The sequence below is a fragment of the Desulfobacter sp. genome (assembly GCF_050177295.1).
Window position 1 is genome coordinate 1 of record NZ_JBFXHE010000057.1, and the last position, 16,503, is coordinate 16,503.

Below are 16,503 nucleotides of genomic sequence, written 5' to 3' on the forward strand. Positions count from 1 at the left end.
AGGGCCAGGATAATGGAGCTGGGGTCTCTTAAAATCTGGAGGATCTCCTTGCGAAGCACTCCGAAAAGGCGCATGAAAAACCGGGTCATGCCCGGTCTCCTTGTGAAAGGGCGATAAAGGCATCATTCATGGTGGGGTCCGGGTTTTCAGGTGTCCGGGCCAGGCTGCGAATTTCCCCGGGTGTGCCCATGGCCAGGGTTTTGCCCCGGCTGATGATCACCATGCGGTCACAGTATTCCGCCTCTTCCATAAAATGGGTGGTGACGATGACCGTCACCCCCTGTTCGGCAAACCCGTTGATACGCAGCCAGAATTCCCGCCGGGCAAAGGGGTCTACCCCCGAGGTGGGCTCGTCCAGAAACAAAATGTCCGGTTCATGGAGCAGGGCCGTGGCCATGGAAAGACGCTGTTTGTACCCGCCGGGAAGGGCTCCGGCCGGCTTGTCCTGCCAGGGGCTCAGCCCGAATTCGGCAAAGGCCCAGGCCATTCTGTTGTTGAGCTGTCTGCCGGAAAGGCCGTAGGCCCTGCCGAAAAATTTAAAGTTCTCCTTCACACTGAGCTGGCCGTAAAGTGAAAACTGCTGGGCCATATATCCCAGACGGGCCCTGGCTTTGGCACGGGCTTTGCGCAGATTGCGGCCCGCCACCCGGATTTCTCCGGATGTGGCGGGTAACAGCCCGCACAGCATGCGGAATGTGGTGCTTTTGCCGGCGCCATTAGGACCCAGCAATCCAAAGATTTCACCCCGGCGGACATCAAGGGTGAGGTTGGAAACGGCCGTAAAATCCCCAAATTTTTTGCATAGATTATTTGTTATGACGGCTGCATCCTCCCCGGATGACGGTTCCGGGATCCAGGGCTTATCCTGGTCCGTTGACGGGGTGTGAAGCCGGGCATCGCCCCTTGGGATCAGGGCCATAAACGCATCTTCAAAGACCGGTACTGCCGTTGTTATTGTGCTGGGGGGGCGGTTCAGCCGGCTTGCAATTTTCTGCTTTCCAGGGGCCTGGGTGTTGCCGTTTTCCGGGGATAACGCGCTGTCAAGCACCACCCGCACCCGCCCGGACCGGATGGTGGCGTCTGCAATGCCTTCCTGTCCGGCCAGCCGGGTGTAAATCTGTCTGGCCCGCATCTGTTCATCCGGGGCAGCCAGGAATACCCGGCCCTGCATCCCGGCGGTAAAGCTGTCCGGGCTGCCCTGGGCCAGAAGGCTTCCCTGGTGCAGCACCTTGACCTGGTCGCAGCGTTGGGCTTCATCCAGGTAGGCTGTGGAGACCAGAACCCCGATCCTGTCCTTTTCCACCAGGTCATAGACGATTTTCCAGAGCTCGTGCCGGGACACCGGGTCCACGCCCACGGTGGGTTCGTCCAGAAGGAGTAATTCAGGGGATTTCACCAGGGCACAGGCCAGGCCCAGTTTCTGTTTCATGCCGCCGGAAAGGGCCCCTGCCCGTCTTTTGGTATACGGGGCCAGATCAGTCATGGCCAGCAGTTTGTCAAATCGGTCATGCCGCGTTTTTAAGGCTACTCCCTGGAGATCCGCATAAAGCCTTAAATTTTCGATCACAGTCAGGTCCTGGTACAAGCCGAATTTCTGGGGCATATATCCTACTCGACTCTGGATCTCCAGACTGTGGTCCACGCTGTCCAGGCCCAGCAGGGTCATCTGACCGGCAGTGGGCACCAAAAGGCCTGCGGCAATGCGGATGAGTGTGGTTTTTCCCGCACCGTCCGCACCCACAAGGCCGGTGACCCGGCCCTGGAAAATCTTGAGACTGACCCCATCCAGGGCCGGGATTTTTTTACCGCCCGGGGTGTCAAAGATTTTGCATACGCGGTCTGCATACATCAGGGGCGCGGTTTCAACTTCCGTGTCCTTTGCAGATAATGCCACGCTCACGCTGCTCACGCTGCTGTTCATATCCTATTCCACCGGTTCCCGGAATCGGTTTCCAGGCCTTGCCGGAACAGCACGCCGGGCTTGGGTCTGATTTTCATTGATGGCCACGGTCACGGGGGTGCCCAGGCGTAAAATATCCTTGGGATCTTTTACAAAAACCCGGGTTTCGTACACCAGTTGGGTGCGCAGGTCTTCAGTGGCCACGGCCCGGGGGGTGAATTCCGCCACGGGTGAAATAAAGCCCACCCATCCGTCCAGGGGTTGGCCGGGTAAGGTGTCCGTAAAAATTTGGGCGGTCATGCCCAGATTTATTTTTCCCAACATGGGTTCGGGGATGTATGCCCGCACCCATTTGGGATCACAGAGCGCCAGGACAAAAGCGGCTTTGGAAGGCCCTGCAAGTTCACCCTGTTCCAGGATTCTGGACTGGATGATGCCGTCAGCAGGGGCGGTCAGGGTCATGTCGGACAGACGCACCCTAAGATGGTCAAGGCTTGCCCCAAGGGCTTCGAGCTGGTGGCGGGCCGCAGCAATATCTTCTTTGCGCGGGCCTTCAATGAGCAGATCCAGGGCTTTTTGACTTGCCGACAACTGGGCTTGTTCAACCAATAGCTGGGCTCTGGCATCATCATAATTCTGAATGCTGGCAGCCCCGGACCGGGAGGTGGCCTTGAGACGTTTTGCAGTGCGGGAGACATTTTCCACCCGGGCCCTGGCGGCCTGTACCTCGGCCCGGGCCTGATCAATCTCCTGGGGACGGCTGCCTGTTTCCAGTTTGGCCACAGTCTCTTGCTGGGCCGCGATCCGGGCCAGCAGCTCCTTAATGGCGGCATCAATGGTTGCGGTGCGAAGTTTTGCCAGTACCTGGCCTTTTTTTACATGCATGCCCTCTTCGACCAGAACAGCTTCAATCCGTTCCTGTTCGGCGAAAGCAAGGGATGCGTCGCGAATATCAATGGTGCCGTAAATTTTGAAGATGCCGGCATTTTCATCCTGTTTTTTATTCTGATCCTGCCAGTACATATACGCACCAGCTGTCGCAAGGATCAGCATGATGACAGGGAAAACTTTTTTCATGGCGATTCCTTATGGTCTATTTGCTTGGCATTGCAGTGATTGCCAGGGCATTGGCCACAACCACCCGGCGGATTTCTTCCAGTTCTTCAGGAGAATACCCTTCAAGGTCAAGCCCCCGGACAATAGTTTCCCGGGCCACCCGGAAAATCAGCACCTGGCCCATGAGCGTCATGGCCCTGAATGTTGCCTGTCTGGGATCAGATTCGCCGGATGCCGCCATGATCAGGATGGACAAGGCGTTGAGCACAGGTTTCAGGAACCCTTCAAAAATAGTGTCATAGGCAGGACTTGGGAACATCTGCTCCCGCAGTATGATTCTGGAGACACGCGGGCCTTGTTCCGAACCGGCAATGAAATTAATAAATCGTTCCAGAACAGCCTGTATCAGTTCCCGGGCCTGGTGCCGGCCGGTATCTCCGGTGAAGGTCGCTCTGCCAATCTGTTCCAGCAACTCTCCGGCTTCCTTTTTGATCTGGTCAACAATATAGTCGATAACGGCCTGGTAAAGCCCGCCCTTGCCCCCGAAATAATAGGGGATGGCCGCAATGTTCACCTTGGCCTCTTTGGCAATCATCCGGGTGGTGGCCGAATCAAATCCATGCCTGCCGAATACGTCGATGGCAGCTTCAAGCAGACGCTCTCTGGTGCCGGGTGCGGGGGTATTCTCTTTTTTTGCCACCATGTCTCCCAATTTATATTTTTAACGTATTCCGGAAGATTTAATTCAATTGATTGAATAAGTCAACCGATTAAATCGATTGATTGGATTTAAGGACAAGACCCAGTTCGATGCGGTCCAGGACCGTCTGTTTCTCCTCCGGGAATTGGTATCCTTCATATTCATGGTGGAAAACCAGGTCGCCCGAGGCCGTGCGCCAGTAGTTGCCCATGTGGTCAAAGCAGACTTTGGATGTTACATCCAGGGCCCGGACCATGCGGCGCAGTTCAAGTAACTGTTCCCGGGGATCAAGCAGGAGAATCTGCCCCTGTTGGACCTGCCCGGACATCGGGGTGCCGTGGGCGGGCCTGAAGGGCCGGGACCGGATATAATGGGGATTGATCTCGCTAAGGACCCGGGCTGTATTTTCGGCGTGCTGGTCTGTCATCTCCTTGCCGCCAAGACCGGGCATCCAGTATTCCGATACCTGAAACCCGGCTTCCATGGCCTTTTTACCCCCCTCAATATGGCCTTGGGCCGTTACCCCTTTTTTGATCTGCTTGAGCAAGGCATCATCCCCGGTTTCAAACGGGTAGTTTCGGCTCATCATTATGAAGGCGAAATCAGCGTTTGAAAATCCGCCAGTTGCTGGGTGCTGCCCATGACGGCGATTAATTCCCCTGCTTTGAACTGATAATCCGCAATTGGGTTGGGATGCATCACGCCGTCATGCATCACGCCAACCACGGATATGCCGATTTTTTTTCGGAGCTCCAACTCTTTAATTGTCCGGCCAACCACAGGGCTGTCAGCCACCAGTTTTATCCAGTTAAACTCCAGCAGGTCACATGCTTTCTGCAGTTGAGACAGGGTTCGATATCTCTGGGAGATATTGAAGAACGGGGCATACAACTCCTTGCGAAAGGCGTCGGTATATGTCTGGATATCTGTGGCCGGGATATTTAGGTGCAGCAACGCCTGGCGGGTGAATTGCAGGCCAGCCTCAAATTCCGGCTGAACCACTTCCTGTATGCCCTGGTCATGCAGGGCCTGCATCTGTTCCACCCCTTCAGCCCTTGCCACAATATTTACCCCGGGGTTTGAACGGCGGACCTGATCGCAGACAGTTCCGGTAACATCAAGCCTGGGTGTGGTAATGAGTACAAGCCTGGCCTCTTTTACTTTGCCGGCCTCCAGTACAACATCCCGGGTGACATCCCCGTAAATCACCGGAAATCCCATGCCCTTGGCCTGGGTCACCCGCCGGTAATCAATTTCAATAATGACAAAGGCTAGATCCAGGCGCTGGAGAACCTGGCCCAGATGAAATCCGATCCGGCCTCCGCCGGCAATAACCACATGGTTGCGCAGGCCTGTGTCAGGCAAATTGATGGTCTGTACAGGCTCTTTTTTAAACATCCGCTTTCGCAGCCCGTACAATGGTGCGGTCAGTCCGGAAACAAGCGGTGTCAATAACATGGTTACAATAGCGGTTGCCAGTGTCAGGGAATAAAGATCGTTGGATATGGATTGGGTGCTGATGCCAACCCTGGCCAGCACAAATGAAAACTCTCCCACCTGGAACATGCCTAATCCCAAGGCCAGCGGTATGACGTTGCCGTAGCCGAATAAGCGGCTTAATGTGCTGAAAATGAGCCCCTTGCCTGCGGATACACATAAAACCACGATCAGGATGGTTTGCCAGTGCTTAATCAAAAAGACCGGATCCAGGAGCATGCCCACCGACACAAAGAAAAGCAAACCAAAGATATCCCTTAGCGGAATAATATCGCTCAGTGCCTGGTGACCATAATCAGATTCGCTGAGCACCATTCCGGCAATAAAGGCGCCAAATGCAAAGGATAATCCAAATAAATAGGTGCCATATCCCACGCCCAGGCCAATTGCCGTGATTGCCAGCAGGAACAATTCCCGGCAATTCCGTCTGGCAATATAGGCCAGCAATTTGGGAATGAGTCGAGTCCCTATAAAAATCATCAGAAACAGGAATGTCACTGCCTTGGCCGCGGCCCAGCCAAGCGCGGGTATCCCTGCTTCCGGTTGATTTAACTGAGGCAGAATAATCATTAATGGGACAACGGCCAGATCCTGAACAATCAACATGCCGATCATGACCCGGCTTGAAAGGGTGCCCATTCGTCCCTGGCTCATCAGTGTTTTAAGAATCACCATGGTACTGGATAAAGCAATGAGCCCCCCAAACCAAAGCGAGTCGGTAAAAGGCCAGTTAAATATTTTACCGATGCCAAAGCCAAGGAGAATTGAAAGCAGCATCTGTATCGGGGTGCCGATCAACGCAATCCGGGCAACAGGTTTTAATTCCTTTAATGAAAATTCCAGTCCCAGAGCAAACAGCAAAAGCGCAACACCGATCTCAGCCAATAATTCGATATCATGGATATTGGAAATTGTAACGCCGCCGGTAAACGGGCCAACCATGACGCCCACCAGAATATATCCCAGAATTAAAGGCTGTCTTAACTGCTGGGCAATAAGGCCGCCAATTAAACCGGCCACAACAATAATTGCAATATCAGAAGCTATACCCATTTGTATTTATACCTGAATTAAATTGATAACTGCCCATTTCCAATGGGATATAAAAAACCCCGATCCTGGACCATGAAAGATCAATTTGACATAATAATATCTCTGATCGTTTTTATCAAGAAACCGGACAGTATCAGGGATTGATACGCCTTTTAAGGATATCTTCCAGTAAAGACGCCACCAGCAGAGCAAAGGACGGCGAATGTTTTTTACCGGACATTGAACTCTTTTTCCGGCAGGCTTTGAAAAATTCCACGCAAACCCGGTGCTGCTTTGCCGTGAGCAAGGTGGATATACCGGCCTTTTCCCCTTTGGAAACAAGCTGGGAATCCGTTTCAGGAACATCACGCCTGCCATGGGCCCGCCGGCTCATATGGGTGTAGTAGAGCAATGCCCGGTCCAGAAGAATATACAAAAACTGGATATTTTCATTGGGGCCCATCTGGACCCGGTCGCCCCCAAGACCTGAAGACGCATTGGCCAGACGCCGGATGCCCACAAAGGCGGAGCCTGCGCCCACGGCAGACCCAATGGCCGTAAAAATCCCAAAGGTCAGTCCGGCCGCCGCCGTATCCAGCACCGCCCCAAGGGTTCCCCCCAGCACAGCACCGGCGGTGGCAGCCTGGGCCCGGGTCAGGCCCAGCATCTCCCAGGTCTGGTCTGAAAACAGGTCATGCCTGAGAATGGAACAGGCAGGCAATGGATAATCATAGAGATGATGGCGGAACAATGAGCGGATATGGCCAAACATTTTATGTTCAATATCCCGAATTTTTTTCTGGTATTCCCGGGTAAGGTCTTCCTTGAGCGCCACGGGATCCATGTCGGCTTTCAGCCTGCGGGCCAAAGAAAAGGTCAGCCCCTGTTCCATGCCGTGGACAATATAGGCGCAGGCCATTCGGTTGCGCTTTTCCCACTCCACGGTAAAGGCCTGGATCACGCCTTCCATCAAAGGTTCAATATCCTGGTCAATGGCTTTAAGGCTTTCCATAAGCCGGATGCGCTCATAAAAATCGGCATGGTTGGAATTAAAGATCCGGATCACGTTGAAAAATTTGCGAAACTCTTCCTTCCATGCCTCTGTATTATCCCGGGTATGGGATTTTGCATTAATAACAGCCATCCTGGGCCGTCCCGTGAGCCGCAGGATCTCCATTTCAGCCAGGTCATCTTCCCTTACGGGCCGGGACCCGTCCACCACATAAATAATGCCTGCCCCATTGGCCACCGGTGTCAACAGTTCGCACTCGTCGGCAAAGAACGGGTCGTTTTCATGTTCGGCAATGAACCGGGCCGCCATGTCCGGTCCGGGATTCTTTCTGAACCAGGCCAGGGTCTGCCGGGGCACCTGGAACCCCGGGGTATCCACAAACCGGATAATCTCCTTGTCATCCATGGTAACGGAATAGGACTTGGACACCCTTGTTTCACCGGGCACCGGGCTGACCTGGATACGGTCGTCCTCGGTCAGGGTGGAGACCACCGAGGACTTGCCCTCATTGGGGTGCCCCAGAACGGCAAATTCAGGCAACGCCATCATGGCGACACCCACCGCTCAATGATCATCAGGGGATCGTTGAGCTGATTTACGGCACTCTTCCACACCTGGAAATTCACATCAGAAGGCGCCACGTCTTTTTCACCCTGGTCCATGGTCTGAATCATTACAATCCACAGGGGGGAATCAGAAAAAATCTGCCGGATTTGAACAAAATAATAAAGCAGCCCACGGATGGGCGGCTGCCAGACCTCCTGGAGAACGATCAGAGGCCCCCGGCCCAAATCCTTGACCTGGGCTGCTATCTGATCCTGGTCAATATCAAAATCAAAATGGATGCCAACGGTAGCGGCAACATGGATACCAAACTGCTGTTCCAGACCGGCCCGGATCTGTTTCATATCATTTTCCCCAAAGCCCCGGGCCGATCCAAGCACAAGGGCCCCGGGCGTATTGTTATTGACACGGGATTCATCCGGTACAACCAGGGGCCGGGGTTCAGGTTCAGGCGTGTTTAAAACCGCACCGGGTTGAGGCATAACAACCAATCTTTCATTTTTTTCCACCACAGCAGGTCCGGGTTCCGGCCTGGGCAAAGGAGCTCTGAATTCCGCCCGGGATCCCCCGGTCTCTTTGATGTTCATGCCCATGCGGGGGGTGCGCATCCGCATGAGCAGACGCTGATACCCGGGCCTGGACAGATCAAACCGCGCAAGAGCCCTTGTCCTGGCAGTATGGGCAAACCCCACCAGAACAATGCGTGGTATAAGGGCATACACCAGCATCCCCATGCACAGAAACGGCCACCAGGCAGCCAGATGTTCGCTGGCCAGTCCGGCAATGCCTTCCTTGAGCACAATCCGGCTGCCTTCTATCTGTTCAAGGGCAGGCACAAAACTATCAGGCATGGCCCAGGACCAGGGCAATGCCATCCAGCTCACCAGGCGGTGTACACTCTCCCCGGAAGTCAAAAGCGTGGACTGCCATCCAAAGGCCAGATCCGTAACCATAATTCTGAAAACCGTACTGCCAAGCGCACCGGTTGAAAATCCCAGCGCACCCAGGGAGAGCACAATGAACACCGGCCAGAACAAAAGACTCCGAAAGGGCCGGGTATCCAGATGCAGCAGATCACCGGCATCCTTTGAAAAATGAGGGAAACGCTTTTGAACAGGTGCGGCCCATTTCTGCAGCCGCCCCATAAACTTATCAATGAACAGACGCATGGAGAGCCGATGCATCACGCCGGTCCAGCCCGACCCGGCAGGGCCTGACCGGAACTGATGTAACCCCACCAGTGCCGCAGCCAGACAAAGCAATGCCGGAAATAAAACAAACACTGCGATAAACAGGGTCACATTCACGGGCCGGCTGCCATGGTAAGCCAGGAACGAATACGCACCCATGCCTCCGGCAGCCAGGCCGCAGGCAAACATCCCCCTGGCCGTCCAGGTATAAAAAGACTCAAATAATGCACCAGGAAGCTTTGCCCCGGGTCCGCCGCTTCCGGTCTCATGTAAAAACAACAGGCGCCGGTATTCCAGCCATCCTGCAATCAGTCCGGCATCATCCAGACGACCGCCATCTTTAAGCTGGCGGAAGATATCCCTGTCCCGGGACACAATGGCGTCTGCATCGACATTATCCGGACCCTCATCCAGGCCTAGAAGGAAATCAAGATCAATAATATCTTTAAGAGGCAGAATCATGACTGTTCTTTAAATTCTGTTTCTACCATATGGTTTTGATTTTTTCCGATTTTCTTAAATTTTTATCGGCTGTTATCAATGGTGTGTTTGTAATAATAGAAGTGGCGCTAATTAATCTGTCTGCAGGATCTGAATTTATGTCTGCCGGTAAAATAGTCGACAAATCAGCAAGTTCCGGCGTTATTTTTTGAAATATGAAATTATTTGCGGCCATGACCAATCTTATAAATTCAATATATGGTATATCCAGTTCAAGCCTTTTTTTCTTCATCAGCATCGCAATTTCCCAAAGGGAAATATCACAGACAACAATACCGTCCGTACGGCTTGCTCGTTTTAATTCAGCCCTGGCTTTTGTGCTCAGCAATTCCGGTTTCAGGGCATCCCAGATAATAACATGGGTATCAATTGTTACCATGCTTAGGTCGTTTTCCACTCAACATCAACAGGAGAAACAACATCATGTATCACGGCATTTTTTCCAATCTCGGCCAGTTTGTTTCTTGCTGACTCCCTGCTGCGATCAGGAGGTACGAGTTTGGCAACCACTTTTCCCCGGGAGCTTATTTCAATACTTGCCCCTCTTTCAATTTTTTTTATAATTTTCATCATATTGGCTCTTAATTCACTTACGGCAACGGTTTGCATGTTTGTGCCTCCTTGAATTTTTATACAAGTGAATTGTACAATTCGATCCCTGAAATGTCAATTTATAAGAAACTGGAGACAAGATACAGGAAACAAGAAGGCGAAACGCCTGGGGCGCCCATTTTAGCCCGCATTGTTGATGTCTTTAGTTTCATTGTTCGTCGTGGGCTCGCGGCCCATGGGGGTTATATGGATGTTTTGCTGGAATCCATCAAATCCTTGCTGGAACAGCAAGGTGCGGTTCTACTCCATTCTCAATGCTTCATGCACCTTAGCTGCAAGCTCCTTGATGGAAAAAGGTTTCTGAATAAATAGCACATCTTGATCCAGTACACCGTGATGGGCAATAATATTTGAAATCTGTGATTAGAAGACGTATTTCGCTGGCATGAGCTTGGGCAAGTTTAAGCGCTTCGCTCGTTGTGTTTGCTGTAAGTACGATATCTTAGAAAAAAGTTCAGGATCATCAAAAACAAATTATAGAGGCTTGGAATGATTACTTTAACAATTGAAATTGAAGTGCCATATGCACAAGATGTTATCGTAACATCAGAGCTATTAAATATTGATTTAAGCGATGGCCGCAGCATCTCAGTCCCATTAGCCTGGTTTCCGAGGTTAGTATACGCTAATCAGAAAGAACGGGATAACTGGCGCATAATTGGCCGGGGTGAAGGGATACACTGGGAAGATATTGACGAAGATATTCGTGTTGAGGGACTGTTAGCTGGGAAAGCATCCGGGGAAAGCAATTTATCATTAAAAAAATGGCTGAATAGACGATCAACTCAACAAAATCCTGGAGAGGATGCGACATGAACTATCCACGGCTATAAAATGAGCTGATAACATCTGCCACCCTGTCCACATCATCCAGGCTCATTTCGTAATACAGGGGCAGCCGCAGCACCTTTTCGCTTAAATCCTGTGTATGTTTCAGATCCCCGGCAACCCTGCCGAACTTCTTTCCTGCAGGGGATGAATGCAGAGGAATATAGTGAAACACGGCATGAATATTTTCATTTCTAAGACAGGTTATTAATCCGGACCGTTCTTCCAACGCCCCGGTGATAATATAAAATATATGCCCGTTGTGGTTACCGGTTGCGGATTCCCCGTGGGCCAGGCGGATACCCCCCTTTTTTTCCAGGGGAGCCAGCCTTGCCCGGTAGTGGTCGCAGATCTCCCGTCTTTTTTGAATAATGGTTTCAGCCTGCTCAAGCTGGGCGTACAGAAATGCCGCTGTCATATCCGACGGCAGAAAAGAGGACCCGATATCCACCCAGGTATATTTATCCACCTGGCCCTGGAAAAACTGGCGCCGGTTGGTTCCTTTTTCCCAGATAATGTGGGCACGGTCCAGCAGATCCGGGTTGTTAATCAAAAGGGCCCCGCCTTCACCGCTGATAATGTTTTTGGTTTCATGGAAACTTAAGGTGCCCATATGGCCGATGGTGCCCAGAAACCGGCCGCTGTCCGAAGAAAGCAGGGCCTGGGCCGCATCTTCGATAACCATGAGCCCATGCCTGTCCGCAATATCCATGATCACATCCATGGCACAGGGCACACCTGCATAATGCACCGGCACAATGGCCTTTGTCCTGTCCGTTATTGCCGGTTCTATCAAAGATTCATCAATATTAAGCGTATCGGGCCGGATATCCACAAACACAGGCACACCGCCCCGCAGCACAAAAGCGTTGGCCGTTGAAACAAAGGTATAGGACGGCATGATCACTTCATCCCCGGGGCCAATATCCGCAAGAATGGCTGCCATTTCAAGGGCGGCGGTGCAGGAATGGGTGAGAAGGGCCGGACTTCCCAGGCGGCTTCGCAGCCAGTCCTGGCACTGCTTTGTGAAATATCCGTCCCCTGCCAGATGGGAATGTTTTATAACAGCCTGGGCAATATTGTAGAGTTCTTTACCGACAATGAAAGGCCTGTTGTAAGAAATTGAAGTCTGCATATTTTCTCCTATCCAGAGCCTTGTTTCCCATCATGCTCTGCTTGTTATAATAATCCCAAGCACGATAAAAAATAACCCCAGAACTTTATGAATAGAGAAAGGTTCATTAAATAAAAGCATAGAAAGAACAAAAATAAAAACAAACGATGCACTCATAAAAGGATAGGCAAAGCTTAGATCAAACTTTGTCATGGCCGCCATCCAGAATAAAGATGCAATAAATGCAGATAAAAAGCCTGATAAGATAAAAGGATCAATCACCAATTTGATTAAAAAATTAACTTTGTCCATAAATGGAACAGGCAATGCCCCATAATCAACGATCCTCCATTTTAGGATCAGCTGCCCATAGACCGTAAAAACAATTGTACCCAATATATATAGATAATTCATTTATCAAAAATGACCTTTATCAATTGATTGATCATATTGACTTTTTGATGCATTTCTCTTTCAGAATCAAATTTCAAAAAAACAACACCTAATTTATCAACCAGATAATTGTTAATTTCATCCCCTTTTTTCCACCATATGAGTTCTCCGCAAATATTCCCCTTGATATCATTATCGATAAGCACATTTTCAACCACCCCGTTTTCAGGCGCCATTATGCAATGCCTTCCATAAAAGCCTTTCTGCCGAACTTCCGGAAAATCAGCACAGTCCATACCCACGGATGATTTAACGATCCAATCTTCCCAATTTAATCCGGTGGCGTTATTCACCGGGTATGAATAAAGGTCCCCGGAACATCGTCTAGTAATTTCGATAATGCTGGCCTGCCCGTTTTTATAAATGTATTGAATATGGAATATGCCGTCCTTTAACGACAAAAGCCCGGCAATTTTCTCTGAAGCATTTATCAGAGTCTGTGACACTTCATGAATATTTGCCGACGGTGCCGCAGACGTAGAAACCAAATTAGGATTCAAATACGAATACTCATTATCACTGAAATAGAACTGAATTTTTTGTTTATACAGAAATGAGCTGAAACTGTGCAAAGTGCCGTCAATGAACTCTTCAATAACGATACGGTGTTGTGGAGACATTTCAAACGCCTTTTTTACGGCTGTCTCCAGATCGTCCCTGGCAAAAATCCGGGTAATTCCTTTGCCCCCGGTAAGATCCACTGGCTTTACAATCAAAGGCAGGCTGAAAGCATCATTACAGAATAAAGCATCTTCAATTTTATCGAATCCTTGTGCCTTTGGGGTTGGGATTCCATTTTTAAGTGTAAACGCTTTAAATTTATCCTTATGATGAATTGTAAGGCAATTCTCAAAGGTATCATGGCCGGGCAGGCATAGTTTTTCAGCTACATATGAGGCTGTAATTGCCCCAAAATCATTGGCGCAGGCACAGATGGCATCAATTTTTAACTTTTGTGAAAGTGCAAGAATATCCTCTTTGTTAGAAAAATCAGCACAATGATATTCATCTGCATAGGAATGCCCTATTAATTGGGGATTGTTCCCCGTTGTAACAACATGAAAGCCTAATTTTTTACCGGCCAGAATCAGAGGAATATCCGAATGGCTGCCGTTTAGAATGAGCAGTTTTTTTTGCGGAGAGATCATAACTTTTCCAAATCAGACGGTATCAAAATGCATCCACGTAGTTTTTGAATTTGTATATTCATCAAACGCGTATATAGACTTATCCTTGCCTATACCCGACTCTTTAAAGCCGCCAAAGGGAACACAGTTGTCATCCTCTCCATAACTGTTAACATGGACGATTCCGGCTTCCAATAGACGGGAAACTTGATACGCTTCATTGAGATCATTGGTCCAGATAGCCCCGGCAAGCCCGTACCTACTATTATTAGCAAGGGATATAGCGTCATTGATGCTGTCAAAACCGAACACGCATAAAACCGGGCCAAAAATTTCTTCCTGGGCAATCAAGGAATCCGGGGCAACCTGATCAAATATCACGGGAACAACAGAATACCCCTCTTGATAGGCATCTCCTTCATTTTTACAACGGTAAATTACAGCGCCGGATTCAATGCCGCTTTGGATAAATTTTTCAATTTTTTCTTTTTGTTCCAAACTCACCACACACCCAACCCGGCTATCCGGATCAAAAGGATTCTTTGGAATATATTTTTCCATCTCCTTTCTGACCAGATCAACAAATTTGTCTTTTATCTTATTTGCAATTATAGCCCTTGAGGGTGCGGAACAAATCTGCCCTTGATTATAAAATATATTTTGCGCAAGAACCTTTGCAGCCCGTTCCAGTTGGCTGCATTTTTCTGATACAATAAAAGCGGATTTTCCGCCACACTCCAGGCCGACCTTTTTCATGTTTGACCGGCCTGAATACTCAAGGATCTTTTTACCAACCTGGGCAGAGCCTGTAAAAAACAATCCGTCAACATTGTTATGAAGCGCCAGCGCTTTACCTGCAACCTCGCCAATACCGGGCACGACATTCAAAACGCCATCCGGGACACCCGCCTGCTGCGCAAGACCGGCAACCTTCAAAATGGAAAAAGATGATTGCTCCGCTGGCTTGATAATCACTGAATTTCCAGTCAGCAGAGCCGGTATCATTTTCCACATGGCAGGCACCAACGGATCGTTCCAGGGCGTGATCAAACCGACAACACCTATGGGGCCCCTTGTGATCGTGGCAAATGTATTTTTCCTTGGCACAATGGCATGGTCGTAAAATTTGTCCACACTTTCAGCAAACCAGCGGACAACCTGAATGGCCTTTGGAATGGAATCTTCAAAATAGTTTTTATAACACCGCCCGGTTTCAAGGGTATCAAGCAGGGCAAGCTCTTCGGTGTACTCCTTCATGAGATCGGCCAGGTTTAAAAAAATTTTTTTCTTATCCTGGGGCTCCTTGTTCATCCATATCCGACTTTGAACGGTTGCTCTGGCTGATTTAACAGCAATATTGACGTCTTCTTGTTTGCAGGAAGCGATACCGGAAATGTCCCTTTGGTCTGCGGAACTCTTTTTTTTTATAATTTCAGCATCCAACGCATTTACAAACCGGCCATTTATAAAGGCCCGCTTCTCTATTTTAAGATCATTTATTTTTTCGATAAGATATTTCATTGGGAGACCTTATATTCGCAATATAAAACCATACTATTTTTACTTCTGCGAAAAAGAAGCTGAAGCGCATAAAAGGGGTACAATGTAATTTCGTTCATAATAAAACGAAACCAATAAGGAAAGTCGGTTTTATACATCACTTTCTTTCCCCCCCCCGATGAGGACAGAATCGTCTGCGCTTCCTTTGTTAAATTCTTTTTCCACGCGTCATTTTTTTTGATTAAGAAATTTGAAAGCCCCAGCAATACATTTGACAGCGGACAGGTCAAGCCTGACAATGTTAATATGGCAAAGTCATTTTCTTCAGCTATATGTTTAAAATCACAATATTCAAAGCGCCTGTAGTGTCCGGCCGTTTCATCTTCTATCCCCCAAAACTTCATACCTGCCGGGACCAGACTTATGATCACTCCATCTTCTTTCAACAGAGACTGACATTTTACAAAATAAGCGTTCAGTTTCTTTTCAGATAAATGCTCAATGACATGTGATGATAAAATCAGATCAACACTGATACCAGAAATATCAAAAAAATCCATATTTCTGATTTCATATAACCCGTGTTTTATAAAGTCCTGGTTACGCTCTTCATTAATACGACAGGCCGTTTTCGAAAGATCAGTACCGATTCCAGACAGGCCGTTATTCAACAGAATTCTTGAGATATTGCCATTTCCAGACCCAACTTCAATAAATTTCATGGCTTTCTTTTTGACAATATGATGGATTAAACGGTGATTAAGATACATATTCTGCAAAATATTGCCCGGAGCCGAATTATAGGTCTTTTTCATAATAATTATATAAACCGATCATACTCGGGAATAGGAGTTATGATATTTAATTCATCAAGATTTTTTTTCATATGAAATACTTCCAGATTGGATTCATGTCTAAGGCAATGGAAAGGGCAATGTTTTCCCGGATTCAAATAGGTCATGACATCTTTTCTTCTCTCTCCATGCCACATATCGTCAAAGGCGGTCTCTTTGATATCACCAACCCTGAATTGCTCTTTTCCCCGCCAGTACGGACATACAAAAACGCCGGACGGGCATACAAGGGTTCTCAGTTCCGTCATGGGGCAGACGCTGTAGTTTTTAGGTTGCAGTTTCTCAACACTGTCCAGCGAGTGTTTTAAATTTATCGCCTTAATAATTGAAAAGGCCTCTGTTTCAAGTGTATCCAGCCTGCTGATTTCCTCCTTGGCCTCATCCATTCTTTTTTTATCATGGACAACAAGAGAGTGGTCAACGCCTTTATCATAATTATAACTTGGCTTTACTTCAAAATAGTCACACCCAATGTCCTTTGCCAGAACAGCGGCATCGTATATTTCTTTAATGTTGGAATCTATGCCAAATCCGTCAGCTTCTGTCCTTATTAAATACGAAAA

Annotated in this window: 16 protein-coding genes; 1 reads left to right on the top strand and 15 read right to left on the bottom strand. The window is 49.0% G+C overall.

Annotation, left to right across the window (positions count from 1 at the left end; all coding sequences use genetic code 11):
• Positions 1-85: 85 nt before the first annotated feature.
• The 9 genes from AB7U36_RS06605 to AB7U36_RS06645 form a co-directional block, all read right to left on the bottom strand.
• Positions 86-1,921, bottom strand: coding sequence for an ATP-binding cassette domain-containing protein (locus tag AB7U36_RS06605; protein WP_428159001.1), 1,836 nt, complete (start codon positions 1,919-1,921; stop codon positions 86-88).
• Between the two features lie 3 nt (positions 1,922-1,924).
• The gene (locus AB7U36_RS06610; protein ID WP_428159002.1) at positions 1,925-2,977 is read right to left on the bottom strand and encodes an efflux RND transporter periplasmic adaptor subunit; all 1,053 of its coding nucleotides are present in this window, start codon (positions 2,975-2,977) and stop codon (positions 1,925-1,927) included.
• Between the two features lie 16 nt (positions 2,978-2,993).
• On the bottom strand, positions 2,994-3,659 hold the full coding sequence (locus AB7U36_RS06615; protein WP_428159016.1) for a CerR family C-terminal domain-containing protein: 666 nt from the start codon (positions 3,657-3,659) through the stop codon (positions 2,994-2,996).
• A gap of 67 nt (positions 3,660-3,726) precedes the next feature.
• On the bottom strand, positions 3,727-4,245 hold the full coding sequence (locus tag AB7U36_RS06620) for a hypothetical protein (protein WP_428159003.1): 519 nt from the start codon (positions 4,243-4,245) through the stop codon (positions 3,727-3,729).
• Positions 4,245-6,206: a cation:proton antiporter gene (locus tag AB7U36_RS06625; RefSeq protein ID WP_428159004.1), complete on the bottom strand. Its 1,962-nt coding sequence runs from the start codon at positions 6,204-6,206 to the stop codon at positions 4,245-4,247. Before AB7U36_RS06625 ends, AB7U36_RS06620 begins: the two co-directional genes overlap by 1 nt.
• Before the next feature lie 133 nt (positions 6,207-6,339).
• Positions 6,340-7,746: a DUF3482 domain-containing protein gene (locus AB7U36_RS06630; RefSeq protein ID WP_428159005.1), complete on the bottom strand. Its 1,407-nt coding sequence runs from the start codon at positions 7,744-7,746 to the stop codon at positions 6,340-6,342.
• Positions 7,743-9,413, bottom strand: a complete 1,671-nt coding sequence (locus AB7U36_RS06635) for a DUF2868 domain-containing protein (protein WP_428159006.1) — start codon at positions 9,411-9,413, stop codon at positions 7,743-7,745. The genes AB7U36_RS06630 and AB7U36_RS06635 overlap by 4 nt, the downstream gene beginning before the upstream one ends.
• A gap of 22 nt (positions 9,414-9,435) precedes the next feature.
• A complete protein-coding gene (locus AB7U36_RS06640; protein WP_428159007.1) occupies positions 9,436-9,831 on the bottom strand; it encodes a type II toxin-antitoxin system VapC family toxin in 396 nt (131 codons plus the stop codon).
• Between the two features lie 2 nt (positions 9,832-9,833).
• Complete coding sequence (locus tag AB7U36_RS06645) at positions 9,834-10,061, bottom strand: type II toxin-antitoxin system Phd/YefM family antitoxin (protein WP_428159008.1); 228 nt, start codon at positions 10,059-10,061, stop codon at positions 9,834-9,836.
• A 492-nt stretch (positions 10,062-10,553) separates the two neighbouring features.
• Between AB7U36_RS06645 and AB7U36_RS06650 the strand changes: the two genes are divergently transcribed.
• The gene (locus AB7U36_RS06650; RefSeq protein WP_428159009.1) at positions 10,554-10,880 is read left to right on the top strand and encodes a DUF2442 domain-containing protein; all 327 of its coding nucleotides are present in this window, start codon (positions 10,554-10,556) and stop codon (positions 10,878-10,880) included.
• 1 nt (position 10,881) lies between these two features.
• Here the strand turns inward: AB7U36_RS06650 and rffA are convergent, their stop codons facing one another.
• The 6 genes from rffA to AB7U36_RS06680 all read right to left on the bottom strand — a co-directional run.
• Entirely contained in the window at positions 10,882-12,027 is a 1,146-nt protein-coding gene (rffA, locus tag AB7U36_RS06655) for a dTDP-4-amino-4,6-dideoxygalactose transaminase (RefSeq protein ID WP_428159010.1), read from the bottom strand.
• 30 nt (positions 12,028-12,057) lie between these two features.
• Positions 12,058-12,402 (bottom strand): EamA family transporter, encoded by a 345-nt coding sequence (locus AB7U36_RS06660; RefSeq protein ID WP_428159011.1) that lies wholly within the window; start codon positions 12,400-12,402, stop codon positions 12,058-12,060.
• 14 nt (positions 12,403-12,416) lie between these two features.
• Entirely contained in the window at positions 12,417-13,607 is a 1,191-nt protein-coding gene (locus AB7U36_RS06665; RefSeq protein ID WP_428159012.1) for an ATP-grasp domain-containing protein, read from the bottom strand.
• Positions 13,608-13,619: 12 nt separating this feature from the next.
• Positions 13,620-15,107 (bottom strand): aldehyde dehydrogenase family protein, encoded by a 1,488-nt coding sequence (locus AB7U36_RS06670; RefSeq protein ID WP_428159013.1) that lies wholly within the window; start codon positions 15,105-15,107, stop codon positions 13,620-13,622.
• Positions 15,104-15,901 (bottom strand): SAM-dependent methyltransferase, encoded by a 798-nt coding sequence (locus tag AB7U36_RS06675; protein WP_428159014.1) that lies wholly within the window; start codon positions 15,899-15,901, stop codon positions 15,104-15,106. Before AB7U36_RS06675 ends, AB7U36_RS06670 begins: the two co-directional genes overlap by 4 nt.
• A gap of 5 nt (positions 15,902-15,906) precedes the next feature.
• On the bottom strand, positions 15,907-16,503 hold a 597-nt coding region (locus AB7U36_RS06680; protein WP_428159015.1), incomplete at its 5' end, for a hypothetical protein.